At 61.2% G+C, this 15,972-nt stretch carries 16 protein-coding genes and 1 tRNA gene; 8 read left to right on the forward strand and 9 right to left on the reverse strand.

What is annotated here, in order from left to right; all coding sequences use genetic code 11:
- Nucleotides 1–16 precede the first annotated feature (16 nt).
- The 3 genes from argJ (at nucleotide 17) to F0P97_RS04185 (ending at nucleotide 2,961) form a co-directional block, all read left to right on the forward strand.
- Entirely contained in the window at nucleotides 17–1,246 is a 1,230-nt protein-coding gene (gene argJ / locus F0P97_RS04175) for a bifunctional glutamate N-acetyltransferase/amino-acid acetyltransferase ArgJ (protein WP_182285736.1), read from the forward strand.
- Nucleotides 1,247–1,542: 296 nt separating this feature from the next.
- Nucleotides 1,543–2,478 (forward strand): ATP-binding protein, encoded by a 936-nt coding sequence (locus F0P97_RS04180; protein WP_182285737.1) that lies wholly within the window; start codon nucleotides 1,543–1,545, stop codon nucleotides 2,476–2,478.
- Nucleotides 2,479–2,490: 12 nt separating this feature from the next.
- Nucleotides 2,491–2,961, forward strand: coding sequence for an NUDIX domain-containing protein (locus tag F0P97_RS04185; RefSeq protein ID WP_149354961.1), 471 nt, complete (start codon nucleotides 2,491–2,493; stop codon nucleotides 2,959–2,961).
- Between the two features lie 116 nt (nucleotides 2,962–3,077).
- Here F0P97_RS04185 and F0P97_RS04190 read toward each other — a convergent pair whose 3' ends face one another.
- From F0P97_RS04190 to F0P97_RS04225, 8 genes are all read right to left on the reverse strand, one after another.
- Nucleotides 3,078–3,287: a DNA gyrase inhibitor YacG gene (locus tag F0P97_RS04190; RefSeq protein ID WP_034357520.1), complete on the reverse strand. Its 210-nt coding sequence runs from the start codon at nucleotides 3,285–3,287 to the stop codon at nucleotides 3,078–3,080.
- 99 nt (nucleotides 3,288–3,386) lie between these two features.
- Nucleotides 3,387–4,142 (reverse strand): cell division protein ZapD, encoded by a 756-nt coding sequence (zapD, locus tag F0P97_RS04195; protein WP_046461085.1) that lies wholly within the window; start codon nucleotides 4,140–4,142, stop codon nucleotides 3,387–3,389.
- 87 nt (nucleotides 4,143–4,229) lie between these two features.
- On the reverse strand, nucleotides 4,230–4,856 hold the full coding sequence (gene coaE, locus F0P97_RS04200) for a dephospho-CoA kinase (protein WP_182285738.1): 627 nt from the start codon (nucleotides 4,854–4,856) through the stop codon (nucleotides 4,230–4,232).
- Between the two features lie 3 nt (nucleotides 4,857–4,859).
- On the reverse strand, nucleotides 4,860–5,735 hold the full coding sequence (locus F0P97_RS04205; RefSeq protein WP_182285739.1) for a prepilin peptidase: 876 nt from the start codon (nucleotides 5,733–5,735) through the stop codon (nucleotides 4,860–4,862).
- On the reverse strand, nucleotides 5,735–6,952 hold the full coding sequence (locus tag F0P97_RS04210) for a type II secretion system F family protein (protein WP_182285740.1): 1,218 nt from the start codon (nucleotides 6,950–6,952) through the stop codon (nucleotides 5,735–5,737). Before F0P97_RS04210 ends, F0P97_RS04205 begins: the two co-directional genes overlap by 1 nt.
- 24 nt (nucleotides 6,953–6,976) lie before the next feature.
- Nucleotides 6,977–8,719, reverse strand: coding sequence for a type IV-A pilus assembly ATPase PilB (gene pilB / locus F0P97_RS04215; RefSeq protein WP_182285741.1), 1,743 nt, complete (start codon nucleotides 8,717–8,719; stop codon nucleotides 6,977–6,979).
- Between the two features lie 139 nt (nucleotides 8,720–8,858).
- Nucleotides 8,859–8,935: transfer RNA gene (locus F0P97_RS04220), tRNA-Pro, on the reverse strand.
- Between the two features lie 39 nt (nucleotides 8,936–8,974).
- Nucleotides 8,975–9,904 (reverse strand): polyprenyl synthetase family protein, encoded by a 930-nt coding sequence (locus F0P97_RS04225; protein ID WP_182285742.1) that lies wholly within the window; start codon nucleotides 9,902–9,904, stop codon nucleotides 8,975–8,977.
- Between the two features lie 356 nt (nucleotides 9,905–10,260).
- Between F0P97_RS04225 and rplU the strand changes: the two genes are divergently transcribed.
- The 4 genes from rplU (at nucleotide 10,261) to proB (ending at nucleotide 13,368) form a co-directional block, all read left to right on the forward strand.
- Nucleotides 10,261–10,572, forward strand: coding sequence for a 50S ribosomal protein L21 (rplU, locus tag F0P97_RS04230; RefSeq protein WP_003058536.1), 312 nt, complete (start codon nucleotides 10,261–10,263; stop codon nucleotides 10,570–10,572).
- A 16-nt stretch (nucleotides 10,573–10,588) separates the two neighbouring features.
- On the forward strand, nucleotides 10,589–10,846 hold the full coding sequence (gene rpmA, locus F0P97_RS04235) for a 50S ribosomal protein L27 (RefSeq protein WP_003058534.1): 258 nt from the start codon (nucleotides 10,589–10,591) through the stop codon (nucleotides 10,844–10,846).
- A gap of 156 nt (nucleotides 10,847–11,002) precedes the next feature.
- The gene (gene cgtA / locus F0P97_RS04240; protein WP_182285743.1) at nucleotides 11,003–12,118 is read left to right on the forward strand and encodes an Obg family GTPase CgtA; all 1,116 of its coding nucleotides are present in this window, start codon (nucleotides 11,003–11,005) and stop codon (nucleotides 12,116–12,118) included.
- 110 nt (nucleotides 12,119–12,228) lie between these two features.
- Complete coding sequence (gene proB / locus F0P97_RS04245) at nucleotides 12,229–13,368, forward strand: glutamate 5-kinase (RefSeq protein ID WP_034381631.1); 1,140 nt, start codon at nucleotides 12,229–12,231, stop codon at nucleotides 13,366–13,368.
- A gap of 53 nt (nucleotides 13,369–13,421) precedes the next feature.
- Here proB and F0P97_RS04250 read toward each other — a convergent pair whose 3' ends face one another.
- Complete coding sequence (locus F0P97_RS04250) at nucleotides 13,422–14,126, reverse strand: RNA pyrophosphohydrolase (protein ID WP_182285744.1); 705 nt, start codon at nucleotides 14,124–14,126, stop codon at nucleotides 13,422–13,424.
- 94 nt (nucleotides 14,127–14,220) lie between these two features.
- Between F0P97_RS04250 and F0P97_RS04255 the strand changes: the two genes are divergently transcribed.
- Nucleotides 14,221–15,963, forward strand: a complete 1,743-nt coding sequence (locus F0P97_RS04255) for a proline--tRNA ligase (RefSeq protein WP_182285745.1) — start codon at nucleotides 14,221–14,223, stop codon at nucleotides 15,961–15,963.
- Nucleotides 15,964–15,972: the final 9 nt, after the last annotated feature.

Genomic DNA, 15,972 nt, shown 5'->3' on the forward strand with positions numbered 1-15,972 from the left:
CTAGGAACATACAGAAATGTCCGTGAATCTTTCCGCTCCCGTCGCCGCTGATCTGCTGGCGATCAATGGCGTTCGCATTGGTGTTACCGAAGCCGGCGTGCGCAAGGCCAATCGCAAGGACCTGACGGTGTTCCTGCTCGACGCAGGCGCCTCGGTGGCGGGCGTCTTCACCCAGAACCGTTTCTGCGCAGCTCCCGTGCAGATCTGCCGCGAGCATCTGGCGGCCGGTACCGGCATCCGCGCCATGGTCATCAACACCGGTAATGCCAATGCCGGCACCGGCGCAGCCGGTCTGGCCAATGCCCGTGCCACCTGCGCGGCTCTGGCCAAGGAGCTGGATCTGAACGCGGGCCAGATCCTGCCTTTTTCCACCGGCGTGATCATGGAAGAGCTGCCCGTGGACCGCATCGTGGCGGGCATGCCCAAGGCCATCGCTGCCGCCAAGGAAGATAACTGGGCCAGTGCTGCCGAAGGCATCATGACCACCGACACCTTGCCCAAGGCTTTCAGCCGCAGCGTCAGCATTGGCGGCAAGACGGTCTCCATCACCGGCATCAGCAAGGGCGCGGGCATGATCCGCCCCAATATGGCGACCATGCTGGGCTTTCTGGCTACCGATGCGGCGATCGCACCCGAGTTGCTGCAGCCCCTGGTCAAGGAGCTGGCCGACGGCTCCTTCAACCGCGTGACCATTGATGGCGACACCTCCACCAATGACTCGTTCGTGCTGATCGCCACCCACAAGGCAGGCAACGCCCAGATCAAGGAGCTCTCCAGCGCCGAAGGCGAGCAGCTCAAAGCCGCATTGCTGGAAGTGGCGCAAAAACTCGCGCAGGCCATTGTTCGCGATGGCGAGGGCGCCACCAAGTTCATCAGCGTCAAGGTCGAGGGCGGCAAGAATGAGGAGGAGTGCCGTCTGGTCGCTTACTCCATTGCCCACTCTCCCCTGGTCAAGACGGCCTTTTTTGCTTCCGACCCCAACCTGGGTCGCATCCTGGCTGCTGTAGGCTATGCCGGCATTGCCGATCTGGATCAGACCAAGATCGATCTGTTCCTGGACGATGTGCATGTGGTGGTCGACGGCGGCCGCAACCCTTCCTACAAGGAAGAAGACGGCCAGCGCGTGATGAAGCAGCAGGAGATCCTGGTGCGCGTGGTGCTGGGTCGTGGCGATGCCGCGCAGACGGTATGGACCTGCGATCTGAGTCACGAATATGTGACGATCAATGCGGATTACCGGTCGTAATTGAGCACCCCCTGAGGCGCTTTGCCTAGGCGGTCCCGCCTGGGCAACGCGCCTTCCCCCTCTCTCGATGCGTTGCATCGGGAGGGGGACGATACCTTCGCTGCGAGGCGGCTCTTGCTCGGTATCTCTGGCTTGGGCCGCGCCAGCTTATGCCTCGTTGGCGACTGCGTTTGCTGCAATTTAAGGAGCTGCCTACGTTCGCCCGTATTGATTTTCGATTGCTTTTCAATCTGAAATCAACATTGGGCTGACGCAAGAAGCTATAAAAATATGGAGATTTGGTCGTGCAAGATGTGATGAATCCTTTGGAGCGCTTGGTCGAGCGTGCCGAGCAATTGATGCAGCGCATCGAGTCCGTGCTGCCCCAGCCCCTGCAGGCGCCCGCCGATTGGAATGCGGCGATTGCCTGGCGCTACCGCAAGCGCGCGAACGGCTGCGGCGTGCTGGAGCCGGTGCGCCATGTGGGCGCCATGCAGTTGTCCGATCTGCAGAACATCGATGTGCAAAAGGAAAAGATTGCCCGCAATACCGAGCAGTTCGTCAGCGGTCGCACGGCCAACAACGTGCTGCTGACGGGCGCGCGCGGCACGGGCAAGTCCTCGCTGATCCGCGCCTGTCTGCACAGCTATGCGCCCCAGGGCCTGCGTCTGATCGAGGTGGACAAGGCTGATCTGACCGATCTTCCCGACATCGTCGATGTGGTTGCCGGCCGGAGCGAGAAATTCATCATCTATTGCGATGACCTGAGCTTTGAAGAGGGCGAGCCCGGCTACAAGGCCATGAAGTCCATGCTGGATGGCTCGGTTTCCGCGGCCACGCCCAATGTGCTTGTCTATGCCACCAGCAATCGCCGCCATCTGCTGCCCGAGTACATGACGGACAACCTGGCGCAGCAAAAAAGCGAGAACGGCGAGATCCATCCCGGCGAGGTGGTGGAGGAGAAAATCTCCCTGTCAGAGCGCTTCGGCCTCTGGGTGAGCTTCTACCCCTTCAGTCAGGACGAGTATCTGCGCGTGGTGGCGCAGTGGCTGTCTGCGCTGGGCATGGACCAGGCCACCATCGAGGCGGCCAGGCCCGAAGCCCTGGTCTGGGCGCTGGAGCGCGGCTCGCGCAGCGGCCGTGTGGCCCACCAGTTCGCGCGCGACTATGCGGGCCGCAACGAGCGCCCCGTGACGGTCAAGAAGCGCATTGAAGATGTGGACGGTCTGGCTGAAGAAGCAGACCTGGAATGAAGAAAGAGTTTTGTGGAAGTGACTGCTGAAACACAGGCGCAGCGCAAGCACACGGAAGTGGCCGTGGGCGTGCTGTTGCGCGAATCCGATGGGGCGCTGCTGATTTCAAGCCGCCCCGCAGGCAAGCCGTATGCGGGCTACTGGGAGTTTCCTGGTGGCAAGCTGGAAGCCGGCGAGAGCGTGGAGCAGGCCTTGCGCCGCGAGCTGATCGAAGAGCTGGGTGTGACCATTGGCCAGGCCCATGCCTGGAAGGTGACCGAGCATGACTACCCGCATGCACTGGTGCGTCTGCACTGGTGCAAGGTGACGGAATGGACGGGCGAGTTCGAGATGCGCGAGGGCCAGCAGATGGCCTGGCAGCAGCTGCCGCTCGATGTGCACCCCGTCCTGCCCGGCGCCTATCCCGTGCTGCAATGGCTGAGCGAGGAGCGCGGCCTGGTCTTTGATCAAAGCCATTACGAGGCGCAGCAGCCCGTGGAGTGAGGCAGTAAGCTCTTGAATGGAGAGTGCCTTGCGCCTGATGATTCTGGATTTACTTGGGTAGCCAAGCTGAAATCGGGAAATATAAGGCGCAAGTTGCTCCTGTTTTTGAGGCGTTCTTAGTTTTCTGTGCGTGGATCGCCAAACGGTGCATCTTCGGGAGGCGTCTGAGCCGGAACGCGGAACTCTTCATTGCCCCAGGCGCCCAGGTCGATATTGCGGCAACGCTCGCTGCAGAAGGGGCGGAATTTGTTGCTGGGCAAAAAAACGCTGGGGCCGCCGCAGGTCGGGCATTTCACCATGGTGGGGGATTGCTTGTCAGTGCTCATGGCGTAGATGTATCACAGCTGGAAAACACGGGTGGTCGACCCTGAAAGCCATTGAGCCGCAATGTGCGGCTCAATCGGGACGAGAAGACTGCCGGTGACTTATGCGCAGAGCGTGAGCTCGAAAGTGGCGTCGTCATTGCAGGGCTGGGGCTTGCTGCCATGGGCCAGCTTGAGCAGGCGCACCGACACCAGCAGGCGGTTGCCGCTGATCTCCGGCACCAGATTCAGATGTGGGTCTATGCGCAGGCGCAGCAGCTGGAAGCTGCGGCCAGCCGGCATGGCCTGCTGGAACACGCCTTGCTCGGCCACCACGCGCTGGGGAATGCCGGTTTCGCGCAGCAGCTGCAGGATCAGCTCAAGCGCCTGACCCAGCGGGGTCAGCTCGCCGGCCCAGTCTTCGAGATCGCGCTGGCGGTAGCGCGGATCGAGATTCTGCCAGGCGTGATAGGCCGGCAGGTCAAAGCTGCAGGTGCCGCCGGGTATGCCCACACGGCTGCGTATGGACATCAGCCATTCGTTCTCGGTCAGCGCCTGGCCGGTTTTGCCGGTCTGTGCATTGATGGTGGCAAAGCAGCTCTCCACCTGGCGCGCCACCTGGTGCAGCATGTGCTGGGAAATATCGGGGTTGTCGCGCAACACGTCCAGCAGGTGCTTCTGGCGCTCCAGATCCTTGATGACGTCGGCCCGCAGATCGCTGCGCGAGGCCACATCCATGATCTCGAAGATGGTGATCAGGGCGAAATGATGATCGACCGAATGCGCGCGGGTCAGCAGCTCGCGCAGACGGCGATACAGCTGCTCAAGGCGCAGATAAGTTCTCAGACGCTCGTTAAAAGGATATTCGTACAGGATCACGTTTGCTGGGCTCCTCGGGGTGCACAGGAATCAGCGGTCAACGTGCACATGCGGCGATCACACGCACAGGCCAAGCCATGGCCTGCATCATAGCCCGAACCATGCAGCGATTTGATCGGTATATGCGTGGAGAGTTTCGATTGTGACCTCGTCATCGTTATAGATGACCCAGTCGGCCGTGGCCAGACGCTGGGCGCGCGTGGCCTGGGCGTCGATGATGGCCTGCACGGCCTCGCGAGTGAGAGCGCTGCGCGCCATGACGCGCTCTGTCTGCGTGCTCTCGCGGCAGTCCACGACCAGCACGCCATCCAGGCGTGTTCGCCAGTGTCCGGACTCGACCAGCAGCGGAATGTCGTGCACGATGAGCTTGCTGCCTGCAACTACGGCCGCTTCATGCTGCCGGCGGGTCTGCTCGGCGATCAGGGGGTGGAGAATGGCTTCCAGGCGTTGCCGCGCGGACGGATCGGCGAAGACCAGCTCGCGCATGCGGGCGCGGTCGAGGGCGCCCTGTGCGTCGATCAGGTCGACACCAAAAGCCTGAGCGATGAGGGGCAGGGCCATGCCGCCGCTTGCCGTCAGGCTGCGCGAGATATGGTCGGCATCAATCAGCGTTGCGCCGCATGCCTGCAGCCTGGCTGCAACCGTGCTTTTGCCGCTGCCGATGCCGCCCGTCAGCCCCAGTCTGAATGGTGAGCGCTCAGGTGCGACTTTCATGGACTACAGGCCTGCAAAGCTGAGCACCGCCTGCGGGCCCCAGATCAGGCTGACGAAACCGCCGCCGGCGAGAAAGGGGCCGAAGGGTACATAGCCGCCTTCTCGCAGCTTGCTGTTGATCTTGAGTGCAATGCCGATGACGGCGCCCACGACCGAAGCCATGAGAATGATGGGTACCAGTGCCTGCCAACCAAACCAGGCACCGAGTGCGGCAAACAGCTTGAAGTCGCCGTAGCCCATGCCTTCCTTGCCTGTTGCCAGCTTGAAGGCCCAGAAGATCAGCCATAGCGACATATAGCCTGCGACGGCGCCCCACAGCGATTGTTGCAGAGGCACGCTGGTCCATTGCAGGGCGGACGCGATCAGGCCGGCCCAGAGCAGGGGCAGAGTGATGGAGTCCGGCAAGAACGTGGTGTCCCAGTCTATCAAGGCGAGCGCCAGCAGCGCCGCGCTGAAGCCGCACCAGGCAAAGCCGGTGGCGCTCAGGCCGTCGCGGCCCAGACAGAAGGCAAACAAAGCGGCGCAGACCAGTTCCACCAGGGGATAGCGCAGACTGATGGGCTTTTTGCACTGGGCGCAGCGTCCGCGCAGAAACAGATAGCTCAGCACGGGAATGTTCTCGTACCAGGCGATTTGATGGCCGCAATTCGGGCAGCGCGAACGAGGCTGGCTCAGCGTGATGGCAGGCTTGGCCGGCGGCAGCTCGATTCTGGCGCCCTGGTCCTTCTCCTTCTGTTCCTCGGCCCATTGCACGCCTTCGGCATGCCATTGCTGCTCCATCATCAGCGGCAGGCGGTGGATCACCACATTCAGAAAGCTGCCGATCAGCAAGCCCAGCACGCCGCCGGCAGCGGCATTCAACACCAGTTCGGAAATCATCAGACCACTTGACCCAGCTTGAAGATAGGCAGATACATGGACACCACGATGCCGCCGATCAAGGTACCCAGGAAGACGATGATGATGGGCTCCATCAGGCTGGAAAGACCCGCCACCATTTCGTCCACTTCGCTTTCATAGAAGTCGGCGGCCTTGCCCAGCATATGGTCGATGGCGCCCGATTCCTCGCCGATGGCGCACATCTGCAGCACCATGGAAGGGAAGATATTGGCATTGGCCATGGCCACGGTCAGGCTGGTGCCCGTGGAGACTTCCGACTGAATCCTGTCGGTGGCGTTTCTGTAGAGGTAGTTGCCCGAGGCGCCGCCCACGGAGTCCAGCGCCTCGACCAGCGGCACGCCGGCGGCAAACATGGTGGACAGCGTACGTGTCCAGCGGGCCACGCAGGACTTCTCGATCAGCACGCCGAAGACGGGTAGCTTGAGCATGGTGCGGTCCATGAACTGCTGCACGCGCTCGTTGCGCTTCCAGGCTTGCATGAAGAAATAGATGCCGCCGCCCAGCACGCCAAAGATCAGCCACCAGTACTGGACAAAGTAATCGCTGATGCCCATCACCAGCAGCGTGGGCGCGGGCAGGTCGGCGCCAAAGGAGGTGAAGACCTCCTTGAAGGCCGGAATCACGAAGATCATGATCACGGTCACCACGACGAAAGCCACGATCATGACCGAGGTGGGGTACATCAGCGCCGACTTGATCTTGGACTTGATGGCTTCCGTCTTTTCCATGTAGGTGGCAAGACGGTCCAGCAGCGATTCCAGAATACCGGCGGCCTCGCCGGCCTCCACCAAGTTGCAGTAGAGGCTGTTGAAATAGAGCGGAAACTTGCGAAAGGCGGCGCTCAGCGAGGTGCCGGTTTCCACATCGGAGCGGATGTCGTTGAGCAGCTTGGTGACGTTGGGATTGGTGTTGCCACGGCCCACGATGTCGAAAGACTGCAGCAGCGGCACGCCGGCCTTCATCATGGTGGCCAGCTGGCGCGTGAACAGTGCAATGTCCTTGGGCTTGATCTTCTTGCCGCCGCGGGTCTTGCGCTTCTTGATCTTGGACGGCGTCACACCCTGGCGGCGCAGCATGGCCTGGATCTGGTTTTCTCCGCCGGCACGAGTCTCGCCGCGAACGATCTTGCCGTTGCGATCCTTGCCTTCCCACTCGAAGAGAAATTCCTTGATTCCCTTGGACGCTGCGCTTGCCATGGCCTTCCCTCACTAATACTGGTTTTATTCGTTGGTGACCGCCAGCACTTCTTCGAGTGAGGTCAGACCCAGCTTGACTTTATGCAGGCCCGAGTCGCGCAGAGAGCGTACTCCTTCGGCCTTGGCCTGTGCGGCAATCTCCAGGGCGCTGCCGTCACGCAAGATGATGCGTTGAATTTCTTCGCTGATGGGCATCACCTGATAAATACCGACACGTCCCTTGTAGCCATTGTTGCAGGCCGGGCAGCCGACAGGCTTGTAGCTGACCCAGCTGCCGTTGAGTTCGGCTTCATCGTAGCCCGCCTCGATCAGGGCGTCGCGCGGTATGTCGGCAGGCTCCTTGCACTGCGCGCACAGGCGTCGAGCCAGACGCTGGGCGGTGATCAAAATCACGCTGGAGGCAATATTGAAAGGGGCGATGCCCATATTGCGCATGCGCGTCAGCGTGGTCGGAGCGTCATTGGTGTGCAGCGTGGACAGCACCAGGTGCCCGGTCTGGGCGGCCTTGATCGAGATGTCGGCGGTTTCCAGGTCGCGGATTTCGCCGACCATGATGATGTCCGGGTCCTGGCGCAGAAAGGATTTGAGCGCAGCGGCAAAGGTCAGGCCGGCCTTCTCGTTCACATTGACCTGGTTGACGCCGGGCATGTTGATTTCGGAGGGGTCTTCGGCGGTGGCAATGTTCACGCCCGGCTGGTTGAGCAGGTTCAGGCAGGTGTAGAGCGACACGGTCTTGCCCGAGCCCGTGGGGCCGGTGACCAGAATCATGCCGTAGGGGCGGTTGATGGCCTTGAGCAGGCGCTCTTTTTCCTCGGGCTCGTAGCCCAGGGCGTCGATGCCCATCTTGGCCGAGCTTGGGTCCAGGATACGGATCACGATCTTCTCGCCAAACAGCGTGGGCAAGGTGCTGACACGAAAGTCGATGACGCGGTCGGGGCCGACCTTGAGCTTCATGCGGCCGTCCTGCGGAACGCGTTTCTCCGAGATGTCCAGGCGCGAGATCACCTTGATGCGCGAGGCCAGCTTGTCCTTGATCGCGATAGGAGGAGAGGCTATCTCGCGCAGCTCGCCGTCGATGCGAAAGCGCACGCGGTAATTGTGTTCGTAGGGCTCGAAATGCAGGTCGGATGCGCGCATATTGAAGGCGTCCAGCAGCATCTTGTGCAGAAACTTGACGACCGGCGCATCCTCGACCTCGGCGCCGATGGCATTGTCTTTTTCCTCGGGGGCATCCTCGATCTTGACGTCGTCAAAGTCAAAGTCCCCGGAACTGGAATAGGAGTCCAGTGATTCGCTGGCGCTCTTGCCGGTCTGCTCGACGAGCTTTTGCAGCTTGTCGGCCTCGACAACCACCCAGTCCACCAGCAACTGGGTCGTGAATTTGATCTGTTCGGCAGCTTCCTGCTGAGTGGGGTCTGCCGTGGCAATGGTGAGGCGGTTGCCGCGCTTGCCGAGTGCCAGCACGCGATAGGCGTTGCTGATTTTCGGGTCCAGCAGTTCGCGCGGAAGTTGCTGGACGTCGATGGCGTTGAGGTCCAGCAGCGGAGTGCTGAACATCATGGAAATGGTTTCGGCAATTTCCAGCGCGCTGATTTCGCCAGACTGGCTGAGCTCGGTAATGAACGGGGTCTTGCCTGTGGCGGCTTTCTTGGCTGCGTTCTCGGCGGCTTGCTGCGAAACCTTTCCTGCAGAAATCAGGGCTCTGCCTATACCAGGGATGGCAATGGGCGCAGGGGCGTTCTTTTGCAGATTGTCGGCAGCAGCCATGTATCCAAGTCTGGGAGAGGTGGGAGAGGACCTATCCTACCATTCTTGTTGTGACAAACGGCAGGTCGCCAGAGGCGCATGCATGCGCCAATGCCGCGTCATTGAACATGGCGCAAGAAACTGCGACAAAAAATGAGATTGGTCGGGGTGAGAGGATTCGAACCTCCGGCCTCTACGTCCCGAACGTAGCGCTCTACCAGGCTAAGCTACACCCCGCAGGCTTTGTTTGTCGAGCACCTCAATGCACCTGGCGATTCAGGTGCGGCGCTCCAAAAGCTGAGAGGCCAATTGTAGCAAACTTGCGGTGTATGGATTGCTTGGCAGCGAGGCCAGTGCATCAATGGCGCGCTGGGCTTCCGCGTGCGCGGCGGCTCGGGCGACGTCCAGAGCGCCGGTGCTGCGCACGATTTCCACCACGGCATCCAGTTGATCCGTAGAGCCTTGCTCGATGGCGTTGCGCACGATGGCGGCCTGCTCGGCGCTGCCGCGCTGCATGGCGGCGATCAGGGGCAGGGTGCATTTGCCTTCGCGCAGGTCATCGCCCAGGTTCTTGCCCATTTCCTGAGTGTTGCCGGTGTAGTCCAGCACGTCGTCAATGATCTGGAATGCCGTTCCAAGTGCCTGCCCATAGGCGGCACAGGCCTGCTCCACTTCGGGCGTGGCACCCGCCAGCACGGCTGCCAGCTGTGCGCTGGCCTCGAAGAGCTGGGCGGTCTTGGAGCGGATGACGTGCAGATAGCCGGCCTCATTCAGCGAGGCATCATGAGTATTGATGAGCTGCTGGACTTCGCCTTCCGCGATCACGTTGGTGGCGTCGGACAGGATTTGCAGCACGCGCATGCTGCCCACTTCCACCATCATTTGGAAGGAGCGGGTATGCAGAAAGTCTCCGACCAGAACGCTGGCAGGGTTGCCAAAGGTCTCGTTGGCCGTGGCCCTGCCACGACGCAGCGTGGATTCGTCCACCACATCGTCGTGCAGCAGGGTTGCGGTATGAATCAGCTCCACCACGGCGGCCAGGATGTACTTGCTCTTGGCCTGGTGGCCAAGGGCTCCGGCGATCAGCAGCAGCAGCGCCGGGCGCAGGCGCTTGCCGCCGGCGGCAATGATGTATTGGGAGATCTGTGCGATCAGGGGGACGCTGGTTGTCAGTCGCTGAGCAATGACGATATCCACTTCGCGCATGTCATCTGCGATCAAGGCAAGCGGATTGGATGTGGAAATTTCTGTAGTCAAGGTGATGAACCGCCAAGTGGACTCACGATTATAGGAAGATGCAACAGGGTTTTGCGTGGTGCCCTCAGAGCCCGTTCAAGTGAACAGAGGCTTTGCGGGCGGTCTGTGGCATTGCGGTCGCTTGCAAGGAGCAAGCCTTGCCGCGAGCCTGCGCCTGGCATTCCATTTCGCGCGGGCTCCGTCGCGGCGTACGGAGATCCCAAAGCGCTTCCTGGGGGTATGAGAGCAGAAAAAATGCATGCGTGCTAGAATTGCCGGCTCCGTGGAAATCATTTCATGGAACTCTCAGACTTTAGAGGTTTTCAATGTACGCAGTCATAAAAACCGGCGGCAAGCAGTATCGCGTTGCAGCTGGCGAAAAGATCAAGGTAGAACAGATTGCTGCGGACGTAGGCCAGGAAATCGTGATCGACCAAGTTTTGGCCGTCGGCAACGGCGCTGAAATCAAGGTTGGTGCTCCCCTGGTGTCCGGTGCATCTGTAAAGGCAACTGTGGTTGCTCACGGCAAGCACGACAAGGTGCACATCTTCAAGATGCGCCGTCGTAAGCACTATCAAAAGCGCCAAGGCCATCGTCAGCAGTTCACCGAACTGCAAATCGTGGCAATCGCTGCTTAATTTTAGGAGCTAAGTCATGGCACAGAAAAAAGGCGGCGGCTCTACGCGTAACGGACGTGATTCCAAGCCAAAAATGCTGGGCGTGAAGGCCTTTGGTGGCGAGCTGGTGACAGCTGGTTCCATCATCGTGCGTCAGCGCGGCACCAAGTTCCACCCCGGTGAGAACGTTGGCGTGGGCAAGGATCACACCCTGTTTGCACTGGTTGACGGCCACGTGTCGTTCGGTGTGAAGGGCGCTCTGTCCAAGCAAACAGTCAACATCACGGCTGCATAAGTCGTCTTTGACTCAAACAAAGCCCCGACTTGTCGGGGCTTTGTTGTTTGAAAAGGCTCCAGGCAGCAGATTTCTGGCAGATGGGGCATGGTAATAGACCACTCAGGTGTGGCCCGGAGCTTCTGGTGCACACTGATTTTGTAGACTGGATGCCTCATGAAGTTCGTTGACGAAGCTTTTATCGACATTGCCGCCGGTGACGGCGGCAATGGTTGCGTGTCTTTCCGGCACGAAAAATACAAGGAATTTGGCGGCCCCGACGGTGGCGACGGCGGCCGTGGCGGTCATGTGTACGCCGTCGCCGATGTGAACCTGAACACGCTGGTGGATTACCGCTATTCGCGTCGCCACGAGGCCAAGCGTGGCCAGCACGGCATGGGTTCCGACATGTTCGGCGCCGCCGGTGACGACATCACGCTGAACATGCCCGTGGGCACCATCATCAGCGATGCGGATACCGGCGAGGTGCTGTTCGAGCTGCTCGAGCCCGGCCAGGTCATCACCATCGCCAAGGGCGGTGACGGCGGTTTCGGCAATCTGCGTTTCAAGAGCGCCATCAACCGGGCGCCGCGCCAGAAGACTCCCGGCTATCCCGGCGAGCGCCGCAACCTGAAGCTGGAGCTCAAGGTGCTGGCCGATGTGGGCCTGCTGGGCATGCCCAATGCCGGCAAGTCCACCTTCATCACGGCCGTCTCCAACGCCCGCCCCAAGATTGCCGACTACCCCTTCACCACCTTGCATCCCAATCTGGGCGTGGTGCGCGTGGCCGCCGAGCAGAGCTTTGTGGTGGCTGACATCCCGGGCCTGATCGAAGGAGCTTCCGAAGGTGCTGGCCTGGGTCACCAGTTCCTGCGCCACCTGCAGCGCACGCGTCTGTTGCTGCATATCGTGGACATTGCACCGTTCGATGAAGGCGTGGACCCGGTCGAGCAGGCCAGGGCCATCGTGGCCGAGCTCAAGAAGTACGACGCCGAGCTCTACGACAAGCCGCGCTGGCTGGTGCTCAACAAGCTGGACATGGTTCCCGAGGAAGAGCGTGCCGCCAAGGTCAAGGACTTCGTCAAGCGCTTCAAGTGGAAGGGCCCGGTCTTCGAGATCTCGGCGCTGACCCGTGAGGGCTGCGAGCCGCTGATCCGCAAGATCTTCGAGCATGTGCACAACCAGCAACTGGCGGAGCAGGCGCCCAAGGAAGTCGATCCTCGTTTTGCGGGAGGTGAGGATTCTGGTCTGGATATGACCGATCCGCGTTTCGCCTCTTACGATCCGGAATAAGCTAGAGGGTATAACCCAGCAGCGCACTTGGTGCGCTGTTTTGCTTTGAATTTAATAGCTCCTTGCGCTTTTTCCATAAGCGTTAGAGGCTTAAAACACTGTAAATTCTCATGTCTTCCAATGTGCTGCGTGATGCCCGTCGCATCGTCGTCAAAGTCGGCTCCAGCCTGGTTACGAATGAAGGTCGTGGTCTGGATGAGGCCGCCATTGAAGAGTGGAGCCGCCAGCTGGCGGCATTGGTGAATGGTGAAGATGGCGTCAAGCGCGAAGTCATCATGGTCTCCAGCGGCGCCATTGCCGAAGGCATGAAGCGACTGGGCTGGGCCACGCGTCCGACCGAGGTGCATGAGTTGCAGGCCGCTGCTGCCGTCGGTCAGATGGGGCTGGCCCAGATGTACGAGACCAAGCTGCGCGGCGAAGGCGTGCCCAGTGCCCAGGTGCTGCTGACCCATGCGGATCTGGCCGATCGCGAGCGCTATCTGAACGCCCGCACCACGCTGCTGACGCTGCTGCAATTGGGCGTGGTGCCCGTCATCAACGAGAACGACACGGTGGTGATCGACGAGATCCGTTTCGGCGACAACGACACCCTGGGCGCGCTGGTGGCCAATCTGGTCGAGGCTGATGCACTGGTCATCCTGACCGATCAGCGCGGCCTCTACAGCGCCGATCCGCGCAAGAACCCCGATGCCAGGTTCATCGACGTTGCCGAAGCCGGCAACCCCGAGCTGGAAGCCATGGCCGGTGGTGCGGGCCTGTCCATCGGCACGGGTGGGATGATCACCAAGATCCTGGCGGCCAAGCGTGCGGCGGGCTCCGGTGCTTCCACCGTGATCGCCTGGGGACGTGAGAAAGACGTGCTGCTGCGTCTGACGCGTGGCGAGTCCATTGGCACGCTGCTGGTTGCCAACACGCACAAGATGCAGGCGCGCAAGCAGTGGATTGCCGATCATCTGCAGCTGCGTGGTTCGGTGACCGTGGATGCGGGTGCCGTCTCCAAGCTGCGTGATGAAGGCAAGAGCCTGCTGCCCATAGGCATGATCACCGTGGAGGGCGATTTCTCGCGCGGCGAAGTGATTGCCGTGCGTGATGAGAACGGTGCCGAGATCGCCCGTGGTCTGGCCAGCTATGCCAGTGCCGAAGCGCGGCTGCTGTGTCGCAAGAGCTCCTCGGAGATTGAATCGCTGCTGGGCTACTCGGCCGGTCCCGAAATGATGCACCGCGACAATATGGTGGTTGCCGGACACTGAGTACCGGCGGTCACCAAAAAAAGCCGTAATGCTGTGAGGCATTACGGCTTTGCTCATTGCAGAGGCTTGTGATCGGGCGGATTGTCTATGCCGGTCTGCGGGTCGGGGTCAAAACTGGCACCAGGCGGCAGCTCTATGCCGGGGTTGATGCGAAAGCTCCCTGTGCGGGCAGGGTACATGACCTGATGGTGCTGCCCAGGATGGGGAGTGCCGCCGGCGCTCTGGCCTGCCTCTTGATCGCGTGGTCGCATGCCGCTGCGCAGATAGCGGTTGCGCTGCTGCTCGCCGCGCGGCAGAAAGCGCGCCAGCTCGGTCAGCGCCATTTCATAGACGCCGCGTTTGAATTCGACCACCACATCCAGAGGAACCCAGTAGTCATTCCAGCGCCAGGCATCGAACTCAGGGTGGTCGGTGGCACGCAGGTTCAAGTCCCAGTCATGCCCGACCAGTTGAAGCAAAAACCATATCTGCTTCTGGCCTTTGTAATGCCCGCGCGCGTCGCGGCGGATGTACCTGTCTGGCACCTCGTAGCGCAACCAGTCCCTGGTGCGGGCAACCACGCGAACGTGATTGGGCTTCAGCCCCACTTCCTCGTGCAGCTCGCGGAACATGGCTTGCTCGGGTGTCTCACCCCGATCAATGCCACCTTGCGGAAACTGCCAGCTGTGGGTGCGAATGCGTTTTCCCCAGAACACCTGGTTTCTTTGGTTGAGCAGGATGATGCCGACGTTCGGGCGAAATCCGTCCCGGTCAAGCATAATCAAACCCCAAATTTTTGAATTGTGTTCATTATGCATGGCCCCTTGTGATCGACAAGCGGGCCATGCCTATTTCCACTGAATTGCCAGTTCCATGAAAGCCTCCCAATTTCTCATCTCCACCCTGAAAGAAGCTCCGGCCGACGCCGAAGTGGTCAGCCACAAGCTCATGATGCGGGCTGGCATGATCAAAAAGCTGGGTGCTGGCATTTACAACTACATGCCCATGGGCCTGCGCGTGATCCGCAAGGTCGAGGCCATCGTGCGCGAGGAAATGAACCGCGCCGGCGCCATCGAAACCACCATGCCCGTGGTGCAGCCTGCCGAGCTGTGGCAGGAAACCGGCCGTTTCGAGAAGATGGGCCCCGAGCTGCTGCGCATCCAGGATCGTCATGGCCGCGACTTCGTGATCCAGCCTACGTCCGAAGAGGTGGTCACCGATATCGCGCGCCAGGAGTTCAAGAGCTACAAGCAACTGCCCAAGAATCTCTACCAGATCCAGACCAAGTTCCGCGACGAGCGCCGTCCGCGCTTCGGCCTGATGCGCGGTCGCGAGTTCATCATGAAGGACGCCTATTCCTTCGACAAGGATCGCGATGCGGCCCAGATCAGCTACCAGACCATGCGCGAAGCCTACAAGCGCATCTTCGACCGCTTCGGCCTGCAGTACCGCGCCGTGCGTGCCGATTCGGGCGCCATCGGCGGCGATCTGAGCGAGGAGTTCCAGGTCATCGCTTCCACGGGCGAGGACGCCATCGTCTACTGTCCGAACAGCGACTACGCGGCCAATATCGAAAAGGCCGAGAGCCTGGCGCCCACCCAGGCCCGTCCTGCCGCAGCCCAGGCCATGCAAAAGGTCGCGACGCCCGGCAACAGCACCTGCGAAGCTGTGGCCGAGCAGCTGGGTCTGCCTCTGGCGCAGACCGTGAAGTCGCTGGTGCTGGCCACGGACGAGCTCGACGACAAGGGTCTGATCGTCAAGTCGCAAGTGTGGCTGCTGCTGCTGCGCGGCGATCACGAGATGAATGAGATCAAGGTCGGCAAGGTCGAGGGCCTTGCGGGCTTCCGTTTCGCGACCGTGGGCGAGATCGAAGAGCATTTCGGTGCCAAGCCCGGCTATCTGGGCCCCATCGGCCTCAAGAAGCCCGTGAACATCGTGGTGGACCGCGATGTGGCCGTGATGGCCGACTGGGTCTGCGGTGCCAACGAGGAAGACTTCCACATCACCGGCGTGAACTTCGGTCGCGACCTGCCCGAGCCCGCCGTGGTGGCGGATCTGCGCAATGTGGTGGCTGGCGACCGCTCGCCCGACGGCGCGGGCGAGCTGGCGATCGAGCGCGGCATCGAGATCGGCCATGTGTTCTATCTGGGCACCAAGTACTCCAAGGCCATGGACGCCACGTTCCTGGGCGACAACGGCAAGCCGCAGCACTTCGAGATGGGCTGCTACGGCATTGGCGTGACCCGCCTGCCTGCCGCTGCCGTGGAGCAGAACCACGACGAGCGCGGCATGATCTGGCCCGATGCGATTGCACCGTTCACCGTGGTGATCTGCCCCATCGGCATGGGTCGCAGCGAGGCCGTGAAGACCGAGGCCGAGAAGCTCTATGGCGAGCTGCTGGCACTTGGCGTGGATGTGATCCTGGACGACCGCGACGAGCGCCCCGGTGCCATGCTGGCCGACTGGGAGCTGATCGGCGTGCCCCACCGCGTGGTGCTGGGCGACCGTGGCCTGAAGGAAGGCGTGGTCGAGTACCAGCAGCGCCGTGACACAGAAGCCACAAAGCTGGCGACAAATGAGGTGCTGGGTCACCTCAAGAACCGCCTGGGCCTGTAAGCTGCTGTT

Origin of the sequence: Comamonas testosteroni (assembly GCF_014076415.1) — a bacterium.
Lineage (GTDB): Bacteria > Pseudomonadota > Gammaproteobacteria > Burkholderiales > Burkholderiaceae_C > Comamonas > Comamonas testosteroni_F.

Bases quoted from the DNA above. Each gene is read 5' to 3' on its own strand.
- argJ (WP_182285736.1), top strand. From the start codon at position 17: ATGTCCGTGAATCTTTCCGCTCCCGTCGCCGCTGATCTGCTGGCGATC.
- F0P97_RS04180 (WP_182285737.1), top strand. From the start codon at position 1,543: ATGAATCCTTTGGAGCGCTTGGTCGAGCGTGCCGAGCAATTGATGCAG.
- F0P97_RS04190 (WP_034357520.1), bottom strand. From the start codon at position 3,287: ATGAGCACTGACAAGCAATCCCCCACCATGGTGAAATGCCCGACCTGC.
- coaE (WP_182285738.1), bottom strand. From the start codon at position 4,856: ATGAAAGTCGCACCTGAGCGCTCACCATTCAGACTGGGGCTGACGGGC.
- F0P97_RS04205 (WP_182285739.1), bottom strand. From the start codon at position 5,735: ATGATTTCCGAACTGGTGTTGAATGCCGCTGCCGGCGGCGTGCTGGGC.
- F0P97_RS04210 (WP_182285740.1), bottom strand. From the start codon at position 6,952: ATGGCAAGCGCAGCGTCCAAGGGAATCAAGGAATTTCTCTTCGAGTGG.
- pilB (WP_182285741.1), bottom strand. From the start codon at position 8,719: ATGGCTGCTGCCGACAATCTGCAAAAGAACGCCCCTGCGCCCATTGCC.
- F0P97_RS04225 (WP_182285742.1), bottom strand. From the start codon at position 9,904: ATGCGCGAAGTGGATATCGTCATTGCTCAGCGACTGACAACCAGCGTC.
- rplU (WP_003058536.1), top strand. From the start codon at position 10,261: ATGTACGCAGTCATAAAAACCGGCGGCAAGCAGTATCGCGTTGCAGCT.
- rpmA (WP_003058534.1), top strand. From the start codon at position 10,589: ATGGCACAGAAAAAAGGCGGCGGCTCTACGCGTAACGGACGTGATTCC.
- cgtA (WP_182285743.1), top strand. From the start codon at position 11,003: ATGAAGTTCGTTGACGAAGCTTTTATCGACATTGCCGCCGGTGACGGC.
- proB (WP_034381631.1), top strand. From the start codon at position 12,229: ATGTCTTCCAATGTGCTGCGTGATGCCCGTCGCATCGTCGTCAAAGTC.
- F0P97_RS04250 (WP_182285744.1), bottom strand. From the start codon at position 14,126: ATGCTTGACCGGGACGGATTTCGCCCGAACGTCGGCATCATCCTGCTC.
- F0P97_RS04255 (WP_182285745.1), top strand. From the start codon at position 14,221: ATGAAAGCCTCCCAATTTCTCATCTCCACCCTGAAAGAAGCTCCGGCC.